18 protein-coding genes are annotated in these 19,101 nt (G+C 50.3%); 9 read left to right on the top strand and 9 right to left on the bottom strand.

The annotated features are described in order from the left end of the window. Positions 1–42 precede the first annotated feature (42 nt). The 5 genes from O3C43_10035 (at position 43) to O3C43_10015 (ending at position 5,727) form a co-directional block, all read left to right on the top strand. Entirely contained in the window at positions 43–270 is a 228-nt protein-coding gene (locus tag O3C43_10035) for a DUF6364 family protein (GenBank protein MDA1066831.1), read from the top strand. Beyond that, positions 270–665, top strand: a complete 396-nt coding sequence (locus O3C43_10030) for a PIN domain-containing protein (protein ID MDA1066830.1) — start codon at positions 270–272, stop codon at positions 663–665. The genes O3C43_10035 and O3C43_10030 overlap by 1 nt, the downstream gene beginning before the upstream one ends. Before the next feature lie 34 nt (positions 666–699). After that, positions 700–2,868 carry a hypothetical protein gene (locus tag O3C43_10025; GenBank protein MDA1066829.1) on the top strand — a complete coding sequence of 723 codons (2,169 nt, stop codon included), beginning with the start codon at positions 700–702 and terminating at the stop codon, positions 2,866–2,868. A 268-nt stretch (positions 2,869–3,136) separates the two neighbouring features. Beyond that, a complete protein-coding gene (locus tag O3C43_10020; GenBank protein ID MDA1066828.1) occupies positions 3,137–3,589 on the top strand; it encodes a hypothetical protein in 453 nt (150 codons plus the stop codon). Continuing rightward, positions 3,586–5,727 (top strand): hypothetical protein, encoded by a 2,142-nt coding sequence (locus tag O3C43_10015; GenBank protein MDA1066827.1) that lies wholly within the window; start codon positions 3,586–3,588, stop codon positions 5,725–5,727. Before O3C43_10020 ends, O3C43_10015 begins: the two co-directional genes overlap by 4 nt. Before the next feature lie 64 nt (positions 5,728–5,791). On the opposite strand, the gene O3C43_10010 is transcribed toward O3C43_10015, so the two are convergent. Continuing rightward, positions 5,792–6,118: a type II toxin-antitoxin system MqsA family antitoxin gene (locus O3C43_10010; GenBank protein ID MDA1066826.1), complete on the bottom strand. Its 327-nt coding sequence runs from the start codon at positions 6,116–6,118 to the stop codon at positions 5,792–5,794. Continuing rightward, a complete protein-coding gene (locus tag O3C43_10005; protein MDA1066825.1) occupies positions 6,115–6,447 on the bottom strand; it encodes a type II toxin-antitoxin system RelE/ParE family toxin in 333 nt (110 codons plus the stop codon). Before O3C43_10005 ends, O3C43_10010 begins: the two co-directional genes overlap by 4 nt. Positions 6,448–6,633: 186 nt before the next feature. On the opposite strand from O3C43_10005, the gene O3C43_10000 reads away from it, so the two are divergent. Next, positions 6,634–8,727: a tetratricopeptide repeat protein gene (locus O3C43_10000; GenBank protein ID MDA1066824.1), complete on the top strand. Its 2,094-nt coding sequence runs from the start codon at positions 6,634–6,636 to the stop codon at positions 8,725–8,727. Here the strand turns inward: O3C43_10000 and O3C43_09995 are convergent. Continuing rightward, positions 8,724–9,872: an ATP-binding protein gene (locus tag O3C43_09995; GenBank protein ID MDA1066823.1), complete on the bottom strand. Its 1,149-nt coding sequence runs from the start codon at positions 9,870–9,872 to the stop codon at positions 8,724–8,726. The two genes, O3C43_10000 and O3C43_09995, sit on opposite strands and share 4 nt — an antisense overlap. 148 nt (positions 9,873–10,020) lie before the next feature. Here O3C43_09995 and O3C43_09990 point away from each other — a divergent pair, with 148 nt between their 5' ends. After that, entirely contained in the window at positions 10,021–10,218 is a 198-nt protein-coding gene (locus tag O3C43_09990; GenBank protein ID MDA1066822.1) for a hypothetical protein, read from the top strand. Between the two features lie 341 nt (positions 10,219–10,559). On the opposite strand, the gene O3C43_09985 is transcribed toward O3C43_09990, so the two are convergent. Next, complete coding sequence (locus O3C43_09985; protein MDA1066821.1) at positions 10,560–11,372, bottom strand: DUF4159 domain-containing protein; 813 nt, start codon at positions 11,370–11,372, stop codon at positions 10,560–10,562. 435 nt (positions 11,373–11,807) lie between these two features. Between O3C43_09985 and O3C43_09980 the strand changes: the two genes are divergently transcribed. Next, positions 11,808–12,527 carry a PEP-CTERM sorting domain-containing protein gene (locus tag O3C43_09980; protein ID MDA1066820.1) on the top strand — a complete coding sequence of 240 codons (720 nt, stop codon included), beginning with the start codon at positions 11,808–11,810 and terminating at the stop codon, positions 12,525–12,527. Positions 12,528–12,642: 115 nt separating this feature from the next. Here the strand turns inward: O3C43_09980 and O3C43_09975 are convergent, their stop codons facing one another. The 5 genes from O3C43_09975 to O3C43_09955 form a co-directional block, all read right to left on the bottom strand. Further along, positions 12,643–13,347 (bottom strand): SDR family NAD(P)-dependent oxidoreductase, encoded by a 705-nt coding sequence (locus O3C43_09975; protein ID MDA1066819.1) that lies wholly within the window; start codon positions 13,345–13,347, stop codon positions 12,643–12,645. A gap of 81 nt (positions 13,348–13,428) precedes the next feature. Beyond that, positions 13,429–14,055 carry a hypothetical protein gene (locus O3C43_09970; protein MDA1066818.1) on the bottom strand — a complete coding sequence of 209 codons (627 nt, stop codon included), beginning with the start codon at positions 14,053–14,055 and terminating at the stop codon, positions 13,429–13,431. A gap of 19 nt (positions 14,056–14,074) precedes the next feature. After that, entirely contained in the window at positions 14,075–15,355 is a 1,281-nt protein-coding gene (locus O3C43_09965) for a Gfo/Idh/MocA family oxidoreductase (GenBank protein MDA1066817.1), read from the bottom strand. Between the two features lie 24 nt (positions 15,356–15,379). After that, the gene (locus O3C43_09960; protein MDA1066816.1) at positions 15,380–17,035 is read right to left on the bottom strand and encodes a glycosyltransferase; all 1,656 of its coding nucleotides are present in this window, start codon (positions 17,033–17,035) and stop codon (positions 15,380–15,382) included. A 5-nt stretch (positions 17,036–17,040) separates the two neighbouring features. Then, the gene (locus tag O3C43_09955) at positions 17,041–17,940 is read right to left on the bottom strand and encodes a carbohydrate kinase (GenBank protein ID MDA1066815.1); all 900 of its coding nucleotides are present in this window, start codon (positions 17,938–17,940) and stop codon (positions 17,041–17,043) included. 82 nt (positions 17,941–18,022) lie between these two features. Between O3C43_09955 and O3C43_09950 the strand changes: the two genes are divergently transcribed. After that, the gene (locus O3C43_09950; GenBank protein MDA1066814.1) at positions 18,023–18,847 is read left to right on the top strand and encodes an HAD-IIB family hydrolase; all 825 of its coding nucleotides are present in this window, start codon (positions 18,023–18,025) and stop codon (positions 18,845–18,847) included. The last annotated feature ends 254 nt before the right edge of the window (positions 18,848–19,101 follow it).

The following is a 19,101-nucleotide window of genomic DNA, read 5'->3' as shown; positions in this document are numbered from 1 at the left end:
CCAACTTGACAATATGCATTATTATTTTTTCAATGCATACCTATGAAAAGCAGAGTCACCATAACTCTCGATCCGAAAATACATGAGCGGGCCAAACGCCTTGCTCGACGACGAAGGGCCAGCGTTTCCGGGCTCATTGAAAGTCTTCTTTCCGAACAGCAGGAACCAGACGGTTCCATCGTAGATTCGATGATTGGTAGCTCGACGCTCAAGCCATCCAAGTCCGGGGATACAAAACAAGAGGCACTGCAAAAAAAATACCTTCGCTGATGAAAGGGCTAATTGATACTGACGTGCTGCTGGATGTGGCATTGCGTCGGCCAGCCTTTTTCGCCGAGAGCGCAGATGTGTTGCGTTGGGCTGAGAAAGGTGGCCAGGCCGCCATCGCCTGGCATTCAATTTCAAACTGTGCATACCTTTTAAAGGACAGTGGTCGCGATTTTTTGAAGTTATTATTGTCGATCGTGGAGGTCGCGCCAGTAGCAACAAAAGAGGCTCATCGGGCACTTGCGTTGCCGATGGCGGATCTGGAGGATGCTTTGCAAGCCTCTGCTGCCATGGCTTGGGGGGCGGATTTCATCATCAGCCGAAATCTTGCGGATTACAAAAAATCCCCAATCCCGGCCGTAAATCCCAAGAATTTCCTGGGCCACTTAAAGTATTGATAGCGCTCGAACGATGACCTCACTTCGATAAATCGTGGAACCAAACGGCGATCAAAAGCCGCTTTCCAAAAACGGGGCTTACGAAACTAAGGAAAGTATTTCCCAGCAGAATTTCCGAAAGTCAAAATCGCCTCCTTCCGGCCTCGCGGGCTTCTGGCAAGAGCTGAAGCGCCGGCACGTCGTGCGGGTAGGTACTGTCTACGCGGTGGTGGCCTGGTTGATCATCCAGATTGCCGCAACCACCTTTGAAGGATTCGGTATCCCGGATTGGGCGTTTCGGTTTGTGGTGCTGATGGTGTTGCTGGGATTCCCCGTTTCGTTGATCATCGCCTGGGCCTTCGAGCTAACCCCGGATGGGATAAAGACCACCAAGGTCGCCCAGCAGGAGAAAAAGGATTCCCCGACCGCGGATGAATTTACGAACAAACGCAAGTGGCTGACCCTGGCATTCGGAGCAGCCATTCCCACTTTCATCTTCGGTGCGCTGGCCCTGTTCTTCTACTTTCGATCAGGTCCCCCTGTCTCGCCGGATGTCTCAGGAGGCGGATCGCCCCCCGACACTCGTCCCACGTCCCTCCAAGTCGCAGACTTGGACAAATCCATTGCCGTCCTCCCCCTCGCCAACATGTCCCCCGATCCGGAGAATGCCTTCTTTGCCGATGGGGTACATGAGGATGTGTTAACCAACCTTTCAAGGATCAAGGAACTTTTGGTTATCGGAAGAACTTCAACCCTTCAGTATCGGGATACCGTAAAAACACTTCAGCAGATCGGAGAGGAACTGGGAGTCCGTTATCTGGTCGAGGGTTCCGTGCGCCGGGCCAATGATCAGGTTCTGGTAACCGTTCAGTTGATCGACAGCCAAACCGGAGGTCATCTCTGGGCAGAGAGCTACAACCGGAAACTGGATGACATCTTTGCCATACAAGCGGCTATCGCCAAAGAGATTGCCGGTAAGCTCCGAACCATTCTTTCCCCGGAAGAGATCGAATTGATTGACCATATACCTACTGAGAATCAGAAAGCCTACGACTTGTTTCTGAAACACCGCCAGTTGACCCACACAACCGGAGGCAGTTGGGATGAAAAAGTCGAGTTATTGGAGCAGGCGGTGAACCTGGATCCTGAGTTTGCTGAAGCGTGGGCATTCTTGTCGGTTGAATGTTTGTTTTCAGGAAGAGATGACCCCGAAATTGTAGCCAAATCAAGGAATGCGCTTCAAATAGCTCAAAGGTTAGATCCCAATAACGCATTCATCCCCTGGGCTCAGTCGTTTTATGAGGATTTGGTGAATCAAGATGGGGAAGAAAAAATTAATCTGTTGCTTAAAACCTTGGCTATGGACCCAGGTTTTACCTTGGCCAAGAGACCATTGGGGCGAGAATACTTTTTGCTGGGTCGTTTGGTAGAAGCACAGCAACTATTCGAGGAATACCTCCAATCCGATCCACTGGATCAAATAGTCGAGCAATTGCTTATAAGGGTATATGCAGAACGAGGCCTTTGGGAACAGGCGCGGGACTTGTCGACAAAACGGTACAAGCGAACCGGTGACAGAAGAATGTTGATCGAAATGGAATATCTTTCCAGCGGAGATAAACGGGCCTTTGTTGAAAATATGGAAAGGCTTCCCGGGATTTTGGATGATGCTTATGGAAAGGCATGGTCTTCGCTGCAAAAACGAAACTTGGAGCAAGCCAGGATTCTATTTGAGAACTGGGATAACCAAGGGTTTGAATTCTTTAGCTGGGGTAATGATCTCACATTTGAGCCCGTGGATCTGATGATGAGCCTGATCCATTTTGAGCTGGGTGAAAAAGAGGACTCAATACTCGCGGCTCAAAAGGCCAAGGATTTCCTGGTCAATAGCTTGGCCGGCACGGAGTATCAAGCGGCAGATGAATGGGCAAGCTTGGCTATTTGTTATGCCCTGCTGGGCGATGGTGAGGAAATGAAAAAAGCGATTGAGCAGGCCCGTAAGGTCGTATTGACCGCGAGGAGAAGTTATAGAGATCACGCCAAATCCGAGGTACAGATCGCCGTTTCCCAGTTGGTTCTCGGCGACCACGACCAAGCCCTCTCAACCCTGGAAGCCGCCAGCAAAATGGACGGCCCCCTCTTCGTGAACCGCGAGCTCGACCTCTGGTTCATCTTCGACCGGCTGCGGGGAAATCCAAGATTCGACGCGCTACTTAAAGATTAACATGCATACGTTGATTTTCATTAAAAGGCAAAGGCCCTTCGGCTTTGCTCAGGGTAAAGGAATCCGCGCTTTGATGCGTTGTTGGAGGAATAATAAAAAGGTTGAAGAATGATAGCCAAAAAATGAAATTTAAGAATGGGCAAACAAATCTCAGTCCAGATGGGAAAACAAGCGGACTCCGGCAAAGATTATCTCGAGGATTGCAGGAAACTAACTCCAACCGAAAGGATCGCTTGCATCCAACAACTTCGAGTGGCTTTTTGGGGCGATGAAGCAGCTACCGGACGACTTCAGAGAATTCCTGAGTTTATTAATCGAAAAGCAGGTTGAGTATCTCGTTGTAGGCGGTTGGGCTCTGGGTGTTCATGGTTATGTTCGAGCAACCGGAGATATGGATATCTGGATTGGTTCCAACGAAACAAACCTGGATCGATTGTTGAACGCGCTGTTTGCTTTCGGTGTCCCGAAGGAAGTTTCCAAGGATTTTTTTCGCGAAAAGGGAAATGTGTTCAGAATGGGGTCTCCGCCCATGAGAATAGAAATCATTACGGAGGCAACCGGTGTGGAGTTTTTAGAATGCTACTCCAATAAAATAGAACTCGTTTTGGACGAATTGTCGGTTCCATTTATTAGTTATGAGGACTTTGTTCTCAATAAACGAAGCAGTGGGCGATTGAAAGACTTGGCTGATCTGGAAAGTCTTGGAGAGGATGTAGAATGAGTGACCAGCAGCCGTCTAAAGATCAAAATCCATCGGATTCGACAGGCTCACCGCCCACCGGCCTCGCCCCTTCGACAAGCTCAGGACTGAGCGCCTTCTGGGCCGAGCTGAAGCGCCGCAAGGTCACCCGCGTAGCGATCACCTATGCGGTGGTGGCGTGGCTGATTATCCAGATCGCATCTTCTACCTTCGGCTGGTTTGACATTCCCAAGTGGGCATTTCGGCTGGTGACTTTATGTGTCATCCTGGGATTCCCTCTTGCCATCATCCTGGCCTGGGCTTTCGAGCTGACGCCGGACGGTATTAAAACCACCAGGCACGCTCGCGAAGAACAGGGCGAAATGCCCCTGTCGGATACTCAACAGAAGAAACGCAACTGGATGGCCTACCTGGTGGGAGCCTTGATCCCCACCCTCATCTTCGGTGCGCTGGCACTATTCTTTTATTTCCAGGCCAAACCCGCCCAAGAATCCCAGGAACCATTAACCAATAACCTGATAACCCAATCGACTGAAAAGTCGATTGCCGTCCTCCCCCTCTCCAACATGAGTCCGGATGCCGCGAACGCGTTCTTTGCCGATGGGGTGCATGAGGATATTCTGTCGAACTTATCGAAGGTGCGTGAGCTCTTTGTTATTTCCCGCACCTCCACCTTGCAATACCGCAACACCGTTAAGACCATGAAGGAGATCGGTGCCGAATTGGGGGTCCGCTACCTGGTGGAAGGCTCGGTCCGGAAAGCGGGGGATCAGGTGCTTGTCACCGTCCAGTTGATCGATTCGCAAAATGACCAACACCTCTGGGCCGAGAATTACGATCGAAAGTTGGACGACATCTTTGCCATCCAGGCAGCGGTGGCCAAGGACATCGCGGGCCAGCTTCAGGCGGTCCTATCGCCCGAAGAGATCGAGAAGATCGACTACCGTCCCACCGAGAACCAGGAAGCTTATGGTTATTATGTGCAGGCACGTCAAACAGGTGGAGGGAGTGGCAATCGCTTAAAGAAAATCGAGCTGGTTGAAAAAGCCGTGAGACTCGATCCTGACTTTGCCGAGGCCTGGTCTTTTTTGGCCCAAAATCGAATCTTTCACTGGAGGGATGAAGAGTCGCGACGCCAGAATACCCAGCTACTTCATAGTGCGCTCTATGCTTTTGCTGAAGTGGAGCGCTTGAGCTCAGGTTCTGCGCTTGGTCTCTACACCAAAAGTTTCCTGGGAAATATTGGGGAGGAATATGCGGAAATAGAAATAGATCTTCTCTCCAGGGCCCTGGTTCTGGACCCCAATTTCCTGGACGCAAAAACCAGACTCGCCAGGAGGTTCCTTATAAATGGGCGCATCGCGGAGGCTCGGATTTTATTGGAAGAAGCACAGAGCTCCGACCCATTTAACGGTGCCAATAGAATATATTTATCTTTTGCTTACCAACGACTGGGACTTTGGGATCAAGACCATGCGTTGCTTGAAAAATCCATTAGTCCGAAAGTCTTTCAACAGCAACTCGCCCGGTCAAACTACCTGGAAACAGGAGACATGGAGGTGCTGAAGCTTGAACTCCAACGGTTGGATGCTGAGGACGAAAATCCAGATCGCGATCGGCTCTCAGCACTTATTTTACGAGATTACTCTGTCATTTTAAATTATATGCAAATAGAGCCATTTGCGGCAGAAACTTTTCGATTTCCCTATGGGTTGTCCATGGGGCAACGAGCTATGATAGGAGCTCTCGTTTACTTCGAACTGGGAGATCGGGAAAAATGGCTGATCGAAACCAAAACGATGAAGACTTACCTGGAAGAATACACCCAGGCCGATCCACTCGCCGATCCGTTCACCTGGTCACAGCTGCCCATGTGTTACGCCCTGGAAGGCGATCGGAGCCGAATGGAGGCGGGTATTAGCGCAGCCAGAGAAAAAGTCATTGAGCAAAAGCGCCAATACACGATGAGCGCACAAACCGAAGCGCATATTGCCACCGCCTACCTCATTCTTGGGGACACCGAAAAGGCCATCGACATCCTGGAGGCAGCCTGTCGGCAGGATAGCCTCATTCTTCTTAATCGCGAGATCGGCATGTGGTTCATCTTCGACCGCCTGAGGGGCAATCCGCGCTTTGATGCGTTGTTGGAGGATTGGTGAACGATGCACAACAACCAGCTGAATTTTTGAATCACTTGGGTGAACTGCTAAATCTCAGGATCAATCAACTCGCTTCTAAAAGTACTTCGGGATGTGTTCGGACAATTTGCAATAACCTCAACGCCGCGCCGGATGGTTTTCGACGCCCTTTTTCCCAGCTGATAGCAGTTACAGTGGGCACATTGAGCAGTTGAGCAAAAACAGGCTGACTTAGGTTCAGGGCTTCGCGGGCAGCAACTATTTCTTCGGGTGTGATTTCAGGAGCCGGTTCGGGTAAATTGATTGTTGTAGTCCGGAGCGTGATTTTTCGCTTTCCCTGGACGTGATCTCGCACCTCTTCGACCGCCTTTAAAAAATCATCAGGTTCAAATTTAATATCCTTGTTTTTCATTGTCTGTATTCCTCCTTGATTTGCTTAATTGCCTGGGCGACACGCCGCTTTTGTTCAGCACTCATGTCGGTGATGTCTCCCTTAGTATATACATAAAATAGATAGATGATTGCCGGTTTGGGAACCAGTAGATAAATAATTCTTGCACCCCCGCGCTTTCCTTTACCTCTTGCTCCCCAACGAAGTTTCCGAAGACCTCCAAAACCTGGAATTACGTCCCCTAACGTTGGATTTGCGGCGAGGTGATTTTGAAACTTTCGATAGTCTTCATCTGAAAACAGTTCTGTGATTTTCCGGGTGAACGTGGGATGCTCGACAAAAATGAACATAATTAAAGCTATTACATTGTAATAGGATATATCAAGCTAATATTCCTCTGATTATCTTGAAGCTTGTCAAAAGCAATGGTCTTTCGGCCATGATTTTCTTTAACATTCCTGCTACTTCGATGCTTGAGTCCGCAACCTATTTTCCTACTTAATCTGTAGAGATTCGTCACTCATCTCATTGCCTTTATGGAAAACGACTCAAAAACCGATAAACCCAGGACCAGCCTCTCCGCCTTCTGTGCCGAACTGAAGCGCCGCAAGGTCATGCGGGTGGCGATCACCTATGCCGTAGTCGCGTGGCTGATTATTCAGGTGGCTTCGACCACGTTTGCGAGCTTTGGCATACCGGTGTGGGCATTCCGCTTTGTGGTGTTGATGGTGATACTGGGTTTTCCTTTAGCCATCATCCTAGCCTGGGCTTTTGAGCTTACACCGGACGGGATCAAGACGACCAAGCACGCCCGGGAAGAGCAGGGCGAAGTGCCGGTATCCAAAAACCAGGAACGCAAACGCAACTGGATGGCTTTCGCGTTTGCCGCGGCGGCTCCGACTTTGATTTTCGGCGCCTTAGCCATCTTCTTTTATTTTCGAGCGGACACTCCGGACTCTCCGCTCTCCGCTCCAAGCTCTGTGCTGTTGGACACCGACAACTCCATCGCCGTTCTTCCCTTCGCCAATATGAGTCCGGATGAGGAGAATGCATTCTTTGCAGATGGGGTACATGAGGATGTGCTGACCAACCTGTCTCACGTCAGAACATTTCAGGTCATTTCCCGGACTTCTACGCTTCGCTACCGGGACTCGATGTTGAGTCTCTCCGAGATTGGTAAAGAACTGGGTGTGCGTTACCTGGTTGAAGGATCTGTCCGGAGGGTTGGCAATCGTGTGCGTATCACCGCTCAGTTGATTGATGCCAGTACAGATCAGCACCTCTGGGCCCAGAACTACACGAGGGATTTGGACGACATTTTTGCCATCCAAACCGAAATTGCCAAAGAGATTGCCGACAAACTGGAAACAATACTTTCCCCGGAGGAAGTCGCTCAAATCGAACGCCGCCCCACCGACAATCTGGAAGCCTACGACTATGTCCTCAAGTTTCGCGAATTGCAGTACCAAGGGACTGCGGATGGAGACCAGAAGATCGAGTTGCTGGAAAAAGCCGTAGCCCTCGACCCTAACTATTCCGAAGCCTGGGCACAGTTGGTCATTGAGTGCGTCTTTTGGTGGGATACGGCGAAGGGCCGAAATGATCCGGCACTTCTGGCCAAGGCGCATCATGCTCTGGAAGAAGCCAAGCGAACCGGACCTGACCTGCCTTATGGACACGTTGCTGAATCCATCCTGGCCTTCCGGGAATACCAGGATTGGGAGTTATCCATCCGTCATTTGCTGAATGCCATGGTTATTTATCCAAACTCTCGGGAGATAAATGCCAACCTTGGAAGAGCCTATTACTTCTCCGGACGCCTGGCGGAGGCCCAGCACTATTACGAAGCTGTCTTACGTCTCGATCCCAATTCTGTAGATATTACAGGCATAGGGTGGCTGCCCACCATATATTTGAAGCAAGGGAAACGGGATGAAGCCAGGGCTTTTATTGACAGACAGGCGGCAAGGACCGATGTCAGCGAACAATGGAAAAGCTCCTGGGACTTGGAAATATTTAACTTAACGGGTGATCGAGAAGCTTATTTCAAAACTCGGGCCCTTATTCCTTTCTCTTCAAAAACGCAAAGCGGACAATCTTTTGATATACTTTACTCACGAAACCACAGAACGAGTCTGCGACTCATCGAAAACCTGAGTAATCGCCACTTTGACAGTCAATATTCGATCTGCTTTGGATCCAAGGACCTGGTAACTGCCTTACTCTGGTTTGAACTGGGAGAAACGCAGAATTGCCTCGATAAAGTCGCCGAAGCCAAACCTCACCTGCAAGGCCTTGTGGACATGAACCCGCTAGCACAACCTTGGTATTGGGCGGACTTGGCCATTTGCCATGCCTTGGAAGGAGACCGGGAACTCATGATTCAACGAATCGCAACAACACGGGAGGTGAGTAATACCGACTATTGGCGGTTTCAGCAACAGGCGGCCTGTGAAGTGCTCATTGCCATTGCTTACCTGGTCCTCGGAGAAAACGACCAGGCCATCGAAACGCTGGAAAGCGCAACGCAAATGAAGAGTCAACTTTTCATCAGCCGGGAAATTGACTGTCTCTTCATCTTCGACCGCCTGCGGGGGAATCCGCGGTTTGATAGGTTGTTGGAGGACTAGTCCATCTTTCTCCACGGCGTGATAGTAACGCCCTTCATCTCAGAAGTTCGCTCACCTCCGTAGACAAGTTCCAAGCTCGGGGCAGGTTCCGCAATTCGTTGGAACCATTGCAGCCCCTTTAGCCAGTCCTGCTGAAGCGTTTCACCAACCTTGATCTCGCAGGCATGTATCAATGGACCATCCTCCTGCAGTAAATCGATTTCATGACCGGTGTTGCTCCGCCAAAAGTAGAGGTTGCTCCTTTGCCCGGCGTTGAATCGTTTTTTCAGACGCTCCATGATAACCCAGTTTTCAAAAAGTCCTCCCCGCAGGTAGTGGGTCGATAGCTGGTCCGCATTTTCCAAACCAAGCAAAGCGCACGCTACTCCCGTATCCACAAAATAAAGCTTTGGCTGTTTAACCAGGCGCTTATTGAAATTCCTGTGATGCGGTTGAAGCAGAAGGACAATGTAGCTTTCCTCCAGAACCGACATCCAGGACTGGGCCGTTTTGGTGTCGACACCGCAATCAGAAGCCAGACTGGTGAAGTTTACCAGTTGTCCAATGCGGCCCGCACAGAGTTTCACAAAGCGCTGAAAGCGGGAAAGGTCCCCAATGTTCCGAATCAACCGGGCGTCCCGGTCAATATACGTTTGCACATACCGGGAATACCAATCGGCCGGGCTGACTTGCCGGTCGAAAATGGGAGGATAGGCACCGGCAAACAGCACCTCGTTTACCGACTTTTCGCTGATAGGATCGTTCCTTAGTTCGCTCCAGGAAAACGGCAGCAAAGGAAGCAGCCCAATCCGGCCGGCAAGACTTTGCGTGATGCGCTCCATGAGCAGAAAATTCTGAGAGCCCGTCAAAACGACTCCACCCATTCGCCGGGTTTCGTCCACCTGACTCTGCAGGTAGTTAAACAACTCGGGCACATGTTGCACTTCGTCCAGAATAAAATCCTTTTGCTGCCGTCGCAAAAAACCACGTGGATCCTCCCGGGCTTCCTCCCTCACATCCAGGTCTTCAAGGCTCAGGTAATCATGCTCTTTGAAAAGCTCCCGCACCAGGGTGGTTTTCCCCGATTGACGAGGACCGGTAAGCGCAATCACCGGGAATCCTTCCGCCAGTTGCTTCAGTTTTTGAGATGCATCTCTTTCGATCATAAGGCTATTATTACAATAATGGAACCTTAATCCATTATTGTAAAGATCAACCGGACTGCTCTCCTACAAAAAAGCAGCGATCCTCAACTGTCTGCCGCTTTCAGAAACCCCAAGTGGTAGGGCTATCTCGTCCCGCGATGCCGTCAGGATGCCAGAAATACCCGGCGCAGCGAGGACGCTGCCTCCCTACCTACGTCCCCAGCGAGGACGACAAGGCCCTCACAAAACGCTGGAAGCCGCCAGCAAGATGGAGGGTACCCTTTTAATCAATCAGGAACTGGACTGTCTCTTCATCTTCGACCGGCTGCACGGGAATCCGCGGTTTGATAAGTTGTTGGAGGATTGATGAGCGAAGAAAAAGAAGATCAAGGTGTCAGTGTGCAGGTGTGACACCTTGCCGCCTTCTGGAAGGAACTGACTTGGTACGCCCGTCATAGCTGAGCGACGTGGGAAGCGACGCAAAGTTATGCGGGTGGTGATCACCTGTGGTGGCGTTGTTGGTGATACCCACCCAGATTACTCTACCAGAATTCGGTAGAACGTATTCGGTAACATCTCAATTTGTAGGAGAAGGCTGATTTCCTGGCCGGTGCCTCGGATAAAATCGGTGATTTAGGACCAACTCTTGAGCATTTCTTTAAACGGATCCGGAAGTCTGCTGTGTGCTTAAAACGTCCTAAGCAGTAATCAGTGAGTCATCGCATAGAAAAAAATATTGATCCCCATGGGGAAGGAAAATTTTTCTGAGTACTGGCGAAAAAATTCTATGTCTTCTCCTTCGCGCTCCCATCCATCAACGAGGTCGTTGTTGTGACAAAGTATAACCATCATTCGACCTTTTTTATCGAAGATTCCGTAGAAGTGTGGGTCAGGGTCCTGCTCGATTCCGGCAACCGGATGATACTTTAATCCCTGTCGCCAAAAGTGAATCGCGGTTACTTGTGGCTTTTCCTTCAAGTTGAAAACGTTATGGAAAATTTCGTGCTCCAACGGCAGCTCTCTCGGCTCATGATCAGGCAGTACCCGCTTGAGTTGAAGGTAGAAGTGGTTCCATTGCTCTCTCCCCCAAAACTCATCAACCATCAGGAACCCGCCGTTCAACAAATACTTCCTCAAGGCCTCAGCCTCGGCATCGGTAAAGATCACCGACATTGGAGCTATAATGAAAATGAACGGATAATTAAGTAACTCAGGATCCGTCAGCTCGACGATAGCGGGATTCGGATTTACTTTGATTGAAGTCAGTTGCTGAAGACGATAAGAGATGTTCCAATCCGCCTCCGGGTAATCACCATCCCAACCCCGGAAGTAGTGCGGCGTGTATCGGATACGTGCAAAAGTAAATACATCCTCCTCGTAATCCGGATCGTTTTCCCACATCGGAAATCCACTGCGGTCGGGGATGGGTCGTTGTCGTCCACGATCGAACCGTTGAGCCAAAACAAGGCTTGCGGCAGCTGTGGCGCATAGTAGAGCCACTACAAAAAATCGACGGAACATGGGTTTGTTTTTCTTTCCTAAAATGGAGGTAGTCAGCGCCCGAACGAGAGATGTCTCATTGTCCTGATAGGCTGGAGGCTGAGTGTGTGTTTCAAGCGTCTGGATTTATCCCATTTCCTGAGGCGAGTCAACCGAAGCATTTGGAGGTCAGCTTGAATGGGTGTGATCGTTTTTCACTTCGGTGTCGGTCAAGACCTCGGTGTTATGGAATTCAAAAACGAAAGTATGGGCAAAGCGTAGGAAGCAAATTTGTTCGCGACCCCTGGGAACGCCAAGCCCCAGCTTGGCATTTGAACAAAAGGTCGCGGATAAAGTCTCCTACAAAAGGAGTGAGGTGACTTTTTCTGTAGAGAATCAGTCCAAAGAATTCTGTGCTGAAAAACCATCCACTCACCAATGGGAATTCGTTGGATCCGGTAGCCCAGATTTTGAATTATGAAAAAACTACAATTACTCGTTCTGCTTCTGAATCTGGCAGTTGCTCCCAATTATGGGAGCGCTCAATTATTTGGTCCTGTCGGTGATGACGTTGTCGCCTGGGCCGATGTGGCATTCTCTGGCGGCGGCAGCGGTGACCCCGGTGGAATTGGTCTTGGGGCTATTCTCGTTGATTTTGATGCTGGCGATCCGGGAGGTATTGATTTTGAAATCTATTATAGATGGTGTTTTGAAATCGGTGTTCATTACTACCTTGATTATAAAATTGGAGACGAGGAGTATCATTCAGGGGAAGCAGGGGATTTCTTTGGTGCATCCCATGAGCTTGGAACGGCGACTCCTCTTGAAATCATAAATGGCATTTCCAGCTTAATTGGTGGCGGGCTTTCGGAGACGGGGACGCTTGCTGAGCTTATTGCTGGTTATAACAGCCTTACAGGACTTACCGATATTGTATGGCCAGCGCCTTATGGTCTGGACGCTGGAGATATTGATTATGATTTTGGAGATTTTCCCATTATCTTTTTTTCAACCGATGATTTGGTATTGGGAGAAGATGATTTTCTCTTTCTAGAATTTGAAGGTGCATTTCGCTTGTCTGTTAAATCGCTCGAAAGCGGTGCAGTACCCGAACCTTCTACCTACGGCATCATCGGTGCGGGTTTTCTGATCGTGGTTGTTGCTCTCCGCAGAAAGAAAATGGCAGCACGTAGTTAAAGGATATACGGAATTTATCCGTCACATATTTCCAAAAGAAGGTGCCTCTTGAGGCTCCTTCTTTGTTTAACGGCAGTGTTAGATTTTCGAGCAAGCGGCATATCTCTTCAAACTGTTATTCGTTCAGGTCTTTATCCAAACTCCAGGGAATGAGTGCGCCACTCCGATCAATGAAACGTCCGCTTTGCTCCATGTCCACATTCGCCAGCACCTTGCGCATCAGGGTAACGGAATCGTCGATCTCGTAAGGAGCGTTGGGTCCGCCCATATCGGTCTTGGTGTGGCCCGGTCGTAGGGCAACAAAAGGTATTCCAAATTCTTTCAGGTCCATGGCGAGAAGCACAGCGGCAGCATGGGTTGCTGCTTTCGTTGTTCGGTAAAGGTAAGTGCCTCCCGTCTCGTAGGTTTGCAGGCAGCCTTGTTGGCTTCCGATGATCGCAGCAACCGGGTTTTCGGAAGCCGATAGATTAGGAATCAAAGCTTTGGTTAAAAGAACCGGCCCAATGACGTTGACCCGGAAACCCTCAATCCAATCGGCTTCGTCGATTCCTGAGAATCCTTCGATTTCAACCCTGTCCTTTATCGCTGCATTGTTAATAAGCAGGTCCACTACTTCATTTTCAAGTGACAGGGCAAAGGCATCAATCGCAGTCGAGTCCAGCATGTCCAACGCTCGAACCGTGACACCAGATTCGGACAATACAGTAGCTGTATCCGGATTCCGACAACAGGCGATTACCTTCCATCCGTCGGCATGATATTGTTTGGCAAACTCAAGGCCTAGACCCCGATTGGCTCCGGTGATAACGATTGTTGGCATATGGGTGTAAGTTTGGAGATTCTAACCAGTGCCACCGTTCTTCGGAGACCGACGCTTAGACAGTAGCTCTGTTTTCTAAACTCAGAACTTCGCTGCTTGTTTGATATGCTCGGGCAGATCGGCATTTTGAACCTGCTGCAATAATTGTTCCGCTACATTCTTATTGCCGCGCTTAGATATTATATCGGCAGCCAACAAAGCTGCGTGAGCAGCAGGTATGCGTAGTTCTTCTGGCCCACCTGTCATAATCGTGATCACTGTTGTCAGTGGTTCTCGTCCACCGATCCTCGCCAAAGCAACCAGAGCTGCTTCGCCGGCTCCCCGTTTGGGGTCGGCTACCAATTCAATAAGTGCCGATACCGCTTCTCGGTCGCGACGTGCTCCAATTGAGGTGATGACTCCGATCAAGAGTTGTCCTTCAAGGTTTGGCAATGCATCGCGAAGTGCTTGCCCAGCTGAAGGGTCGTCAATAACTTCCAGTGCTGTGCGAGCATAGGCTGCGAGCTGTCTGTCGTTCAGGAGACCCGCCAAGACCGGGACCGATTTGGGACCGCCAACCACGGCTAACGCCTGACAGGCTTCCGCTCTTGCTTGGGCGGTTACCGCAAGAGCTGCGAGAGCAGACTCTTCATCCCAGTCGGTGGAAGCGTTGGCAATACTTGTGGCCAGAACCAAAAGAGGTATAAGTAAAAAGCGAGGTGAATTCATCTATTGCTCAAAAAGAGGATTAAACATGCCAGGGTTCGCGGAGAGAGCGGCTGCACATACGATTGGCTTCCTCGTCGTTGATAAAGGTTTCGGTCTTAGGATCGAACTCTACTGTGCGTCCCAGCTGCCAGCCAATCGCTGCAGCATGACAGGCAATGTGCCCTTGCCGTGTGATGTCCTGATTCGCTGCCGGTTTTTCCCGTGTCTTAACGCAGTCGAGAAATTCGCGTACGTGTTTGATCGGATCGGTTCCGTAAATGGAATCTGTCGGTTGACCTTCAAGAAGAGAATCTGAACTGGCTACCAGGTTGCCATGGTCACCGGCTTCGACCCAACCTTCGTCTCCTTCAAATTTTACAGGACAAGTGCCAGGGACCTTCCAATCGCCTTCTTCCTTAAATCCGGAAAGCCGCAATACCAATTTGATGCCATTTTCGTAGGTGCCAATGATGTTGTCGCCTTCATACTCGTATTTGACAGGTACCGTTTCATCGGCACTCGCTGCCCATTGGCAGAGGTCGATGGTATGCGAGCCCCATTCGGGCAAACCTGCTCCACCATGGAAGTCATAGTGTCCGCGCCATCTTCCTTGCACGTATTTCAGGTTGTAAGGACGCCAGGGAGCTGGACCGAGCCAACGATCCCAATCACAGATATCCGGATCGGGGAGGGGCTCTTCAGGGAGCCAATCCATATCGGGTACTAGTTTCAAAATCCCGGCATTCACGGTATGGATATTCCCCAGCTTTCCGCTGCGAGCCAGGTGGGCTGCAAACTGAAAATTGTCTACGTTGCGTCGTTGGGTGCCCGCCTGGAATACCCGGCCATAGCGATTGACGGCATCGGCGAGATCCTGCGTTTCGCGGATGGTCATGCTACAGGGCTTCTCGCAATAGACATCCTTGCCTGCTTTTGCCGCCAGGATGGTTCCCAAGGTATGCCAACGGTCGCCAGTGGTAACTTGTACGATGTCGATGTCGTCTTGAGCCAGAACTTCATACATATCGCGAACCTTCGAGCAGTCCTCATTCTTGTACTCCCGGTTGACCAGGCGTCGTACGATCTCGCGGCGCTCTTCTTGGGCATCGGCGATCATTACGAATTGCACGTCCGGTTGCTGAAGGAAACAAGAGAGGACCTTTCTCCCACGTGGCCCAATACCGATGCCACCCATGACAAGTCGGTTGCTGGGTGCCACGGCTCCGTTTTTACCAAGTGCACTGGCGGGGATAATAGTGGGCATCCCGATCGCCACGGCGGCGGTTTTTAGAAAAGTTCGTCTGTTGGATTTAGTACTCATAAGAAGAATGGATAATGTAAAACGTTAGGGGTCAGATTTATTAGAAAGGGTATAGGTGCTGATTCGATAGTATCTGGTGAAGAATGGAAACTCCCAATTGTCACCTTGGTGTCTTCTTTTAATTGGGTCAACTCTCTGATTATTTTTCTTGGGCGTTCCGGTTGGATATAAAATCGAAGGAGTAGTGAGGTGGTGGAGGCTTTTCAGTAATTCATGCATGGCTTCGTCATCCCCTGTCAGTGTGTTGTCAATATCTGCAATGATGAGGCGATCGATTTGCGGCAGGCGGCGTGTCTTTCGGCCGAGGGCAATGGGTTGGGGTTTTCCCGCCTCTTGCAACACCTCCCCAACGTCTCTTAGATAACGCTTAACATGACGTTTCCAGGAGTAGTGTTTGCTCACGTTTTCAAGACCGGCTTTTGACCATGTATTCCATTGTTCCGGCTCAATCAATGCATGCATAAGGGCTTTTTCGATTGCTTTCTGATCGAAGGGATCGACGAGGATTCCGTTCTTGCATTTCGCAATGATGTCGCTGGGGCCTCCATCGTTAGTTGCTACAATCGGAGTACCACTCGCTGCTGCTTCCAAAAGTGTCAGGCCAAATGGCTCTGTCATCGCCGCATTGATGAATACACCTCGGGAGCGGGTAATCTCCCGATAAAGCGGGGCGACGTCGTCGGACTTGTGCTTCTTCGGGTAGGCAACTTTGCCATAGATATCGTAGACGTCGATCAAGGTGAGGACATTTAATAACACATTGCGTTGACCGGGCGGCATCTCCCGCAGGTCATCCCGGGAACCCATGATAAGGACCAGGTTGGCTTCGCGCTGCAGCGCGGGAGATTCCCCGAATACCCGGACCAGCATTTCCAGGTTTTTCCGTTCATCGGGTCGTGCCATCGCCACGATCATCGGTTTGTCCGGCTCGTGGAGAAAAGCCTTTATGTCTTTTGCCAACTGGGGCTCCTTATCGTCTTCATGAGGCGGACGAAAGTTACTAAGATCGACTCCGGGAGGAATCACCTCCATACGTTCGGGAATATAGTGTTCGTATTGCTCGTACTGTTCTTTTACCTCTTGGTGAGTGCTGGTGCATATCAGTGAGCAGGATTCCAGCGCAAATTCCTCGGCTTCTATACGGGTGGAGATCGCATAACGTGCTTCAATTTTCTCCAGACTCAGCCCCGACTCTTCAAGGCGCTGTTTCTTCACCCGTCCCAACGAATGTCCGGTAAAGACAAATGGAATACCCAGTAACCGTGCCAATTGCCCCCCGCCATAGCCGGCATCTGCATAGTGACCATGGATGATGTCGGGTACGGTCCGGGTTCGTTGAAAGTGGTTGAGGCATTGATCGACAAAGACCTCCATGTAGGGCCAGAGCTTTGTCTTGCCCAGGTAACGTTTTGGGCCAAACGGAATACGGACTATATAGGCTTTTTCCGCGATCGGTTCCTCCAGCCTTGCATAGTCATCCGAAACTTTAGCATCAATAACCTGACGTGTGATGAGATCCACCCGGTCCACGGTTTTGCGTTCAGCCAGTGCTCGCGCCAATTCCAATACGTAACGCGTTTGTCCTCCGGTATCTTCGTCACGACCGAGCTCCTGTTCCTCACCTCTTATGAGTCCGTGCAAACTGATCAGTGCAATATGTAGTCCTTTTTCTGTGGCCATAGCAATTAGTGGTAGAAATTAACCTCGTCGGTGGTTGCCCCCTGGAGACCGCACACTTTGGACGCGAATTTGCTTGCCCGCGTGATGAGGGATTCCAAAGGAATGCCTGTCAGGATTCCGTGGATGGTATAAACAGAAAAGGAATCGCCGGCACCTACCGTATCGACAAGGGGATTAGGTTTGGGTGCGGGAATACAGGCGGCTTCGCCTATGGCCCCGATGATACGAGCGCCTTGACTGCCGGCGGTTAGCAAAACGTTTTGAATATCATACTGCTTGCGAAGCGCATTCACAGCATCCTTGCAGTCGTCGAAGGAGACCGGAGTGCCCGCCAGTTCTCCGAGTTCATCCAGGTTAAGCTTTAACCAGTCTACTCCCGCCAACCAGGGTTGTACCGTTTCCATAGAATCGTAGGGAGGCCGCAAATTGACGTCGAAAAAACGTTGGGCCGATGAACGCTTGCAGATCGCTTTCAGCGTCGCATGTGACCGTTCGTTTCTCAAAGAAAGCAAACCGTGGTAAATCAGCCCGTTGGTGGAAATACCCTGGTCAATGACGTAGTCCCATGCACTGTTTTCAAGTATCTCGTATGAAGGTTCGTTCGCTTCAATGGTTACTTCCACCTTGCCGGTCGGATGCTCCGGATCGGTTTGTAAACCGGTCATGTTCATGCCCCAGTTTTCCATTTGGCGACGAATCGATTCGCCATCCTTATCTTTCCCAACCGCACTTACAAACAACGGATCCTGTCCGAGCCCTTTTAATCCCCAGGCAACGTTGAAGGGTGCGCCTCCCAGCACGCGCTTCCCATCGGGAAAGCAATCGTAGAGCACCTCACCGAATACGATGAGAGGAGTGTTTGTTTTGGTATGGGTTCTGTTTTCAAGTGGTTGTTCAGGTGACATAGTCAGAGGAGGAGTAATTTTATTGAGTTGGTAGTGCTTCCGCCTAGCCTCTCAACCTCCACCGCCTATACCACTCTGGATCATGAATTATTTCAACCCTCAAAAGGAAATTTCGCCCCGATGGTTAGCTACCGATCTGGATGGAACCCTGATTCCACTTTCGGAACATCCTGAAAATGTCGCTGCTTTACAGGCTATTTCCGAGGCTCGAAATCGGACCGACATCGGGTTGGTCTTTGCCACTGGGAGGCACTACGAATCTGTCCTTCAAGCAATTGATGACTACCGGATGCCGGTGCCGGATTGGATCATTTGTGATGTGGGCAGTTCCATCTATCATCAAACTGATCGGGGATTCGAGACCTTCGACTCCTATGAGGATCATCTCGTAGAGTTATCAGGCGACGTCGACCGGGAAGTCATTGAAACACTGTTGCAATCCATCCCCGGATTGAAACTTCAGTCACCCGATGACCAACAGAGATTCAAGATCAGTTACGAGTCCGCTTCGGAGATCGTCGATGGGTTGGTCGACACCATTAATGGGATGCTTAAGAATGCAGGTCTGCCCTATCATTGTATGGGAAGCCTCGATCCGTTTCTGAATTGCGGGCTCCTTGATGTCTTGCCCGATGGAGTATCCAAGGCGTACGCGTTATTGTGGTTGAGTACGCATGCCGACTTTACGCCTGACGAAGTCATTTTTTCAGGCGATTCGGGCAACGACTTTGCCGCATTGGTGAGTGGATTTCGTGCCATTATCGTGGCCAATGCGAGTAAGGGTCTGGCGGATCGGGTTCGCAAGGTACTTGGGCCACGCCAGCTGGAAGACCGACTTTACGTTGCTGAAGGACAAGCCACCAGCGGGGTGCTGGAAGGGTGCCGTTTTTTCGGGCTTATAGAGTAATCGGTTGTAGGAATTTACCCGGCCGATTCTTTGGCCAAAAAATTGCTCAGAGCAGCAAGGCCGAAACCAAAGTTTAACCTAACCACAGATTGCTCAGATAGGCACAGATATTGTAATGATTCCTTAACCACGAATGGACAATTGATACGAATCATGAGGTAGGACCGACACGCCGTGCGGTCCGATATCCTGAAAGGTTGGTTCGTTCATTTTTTTATTTGAACCCTTCGACATTGCTCAGGCCAAGACAGGAG

It is taken from the genome of Verrucomicrobiota bacterium (assembly GCA_027622555.1).
In the GTDB taxonomy this organism is placed as follows: Bacteria; Verrucomicrobiota; Verrucomicrobiia; order Opitutales; family UBA2995; genus UBA2995.
The sequence above is the reverse complement of the archived record's forward strand: the minus strand, read 5'-3'. Positions and strand labels throughout refer to the sequence as shown.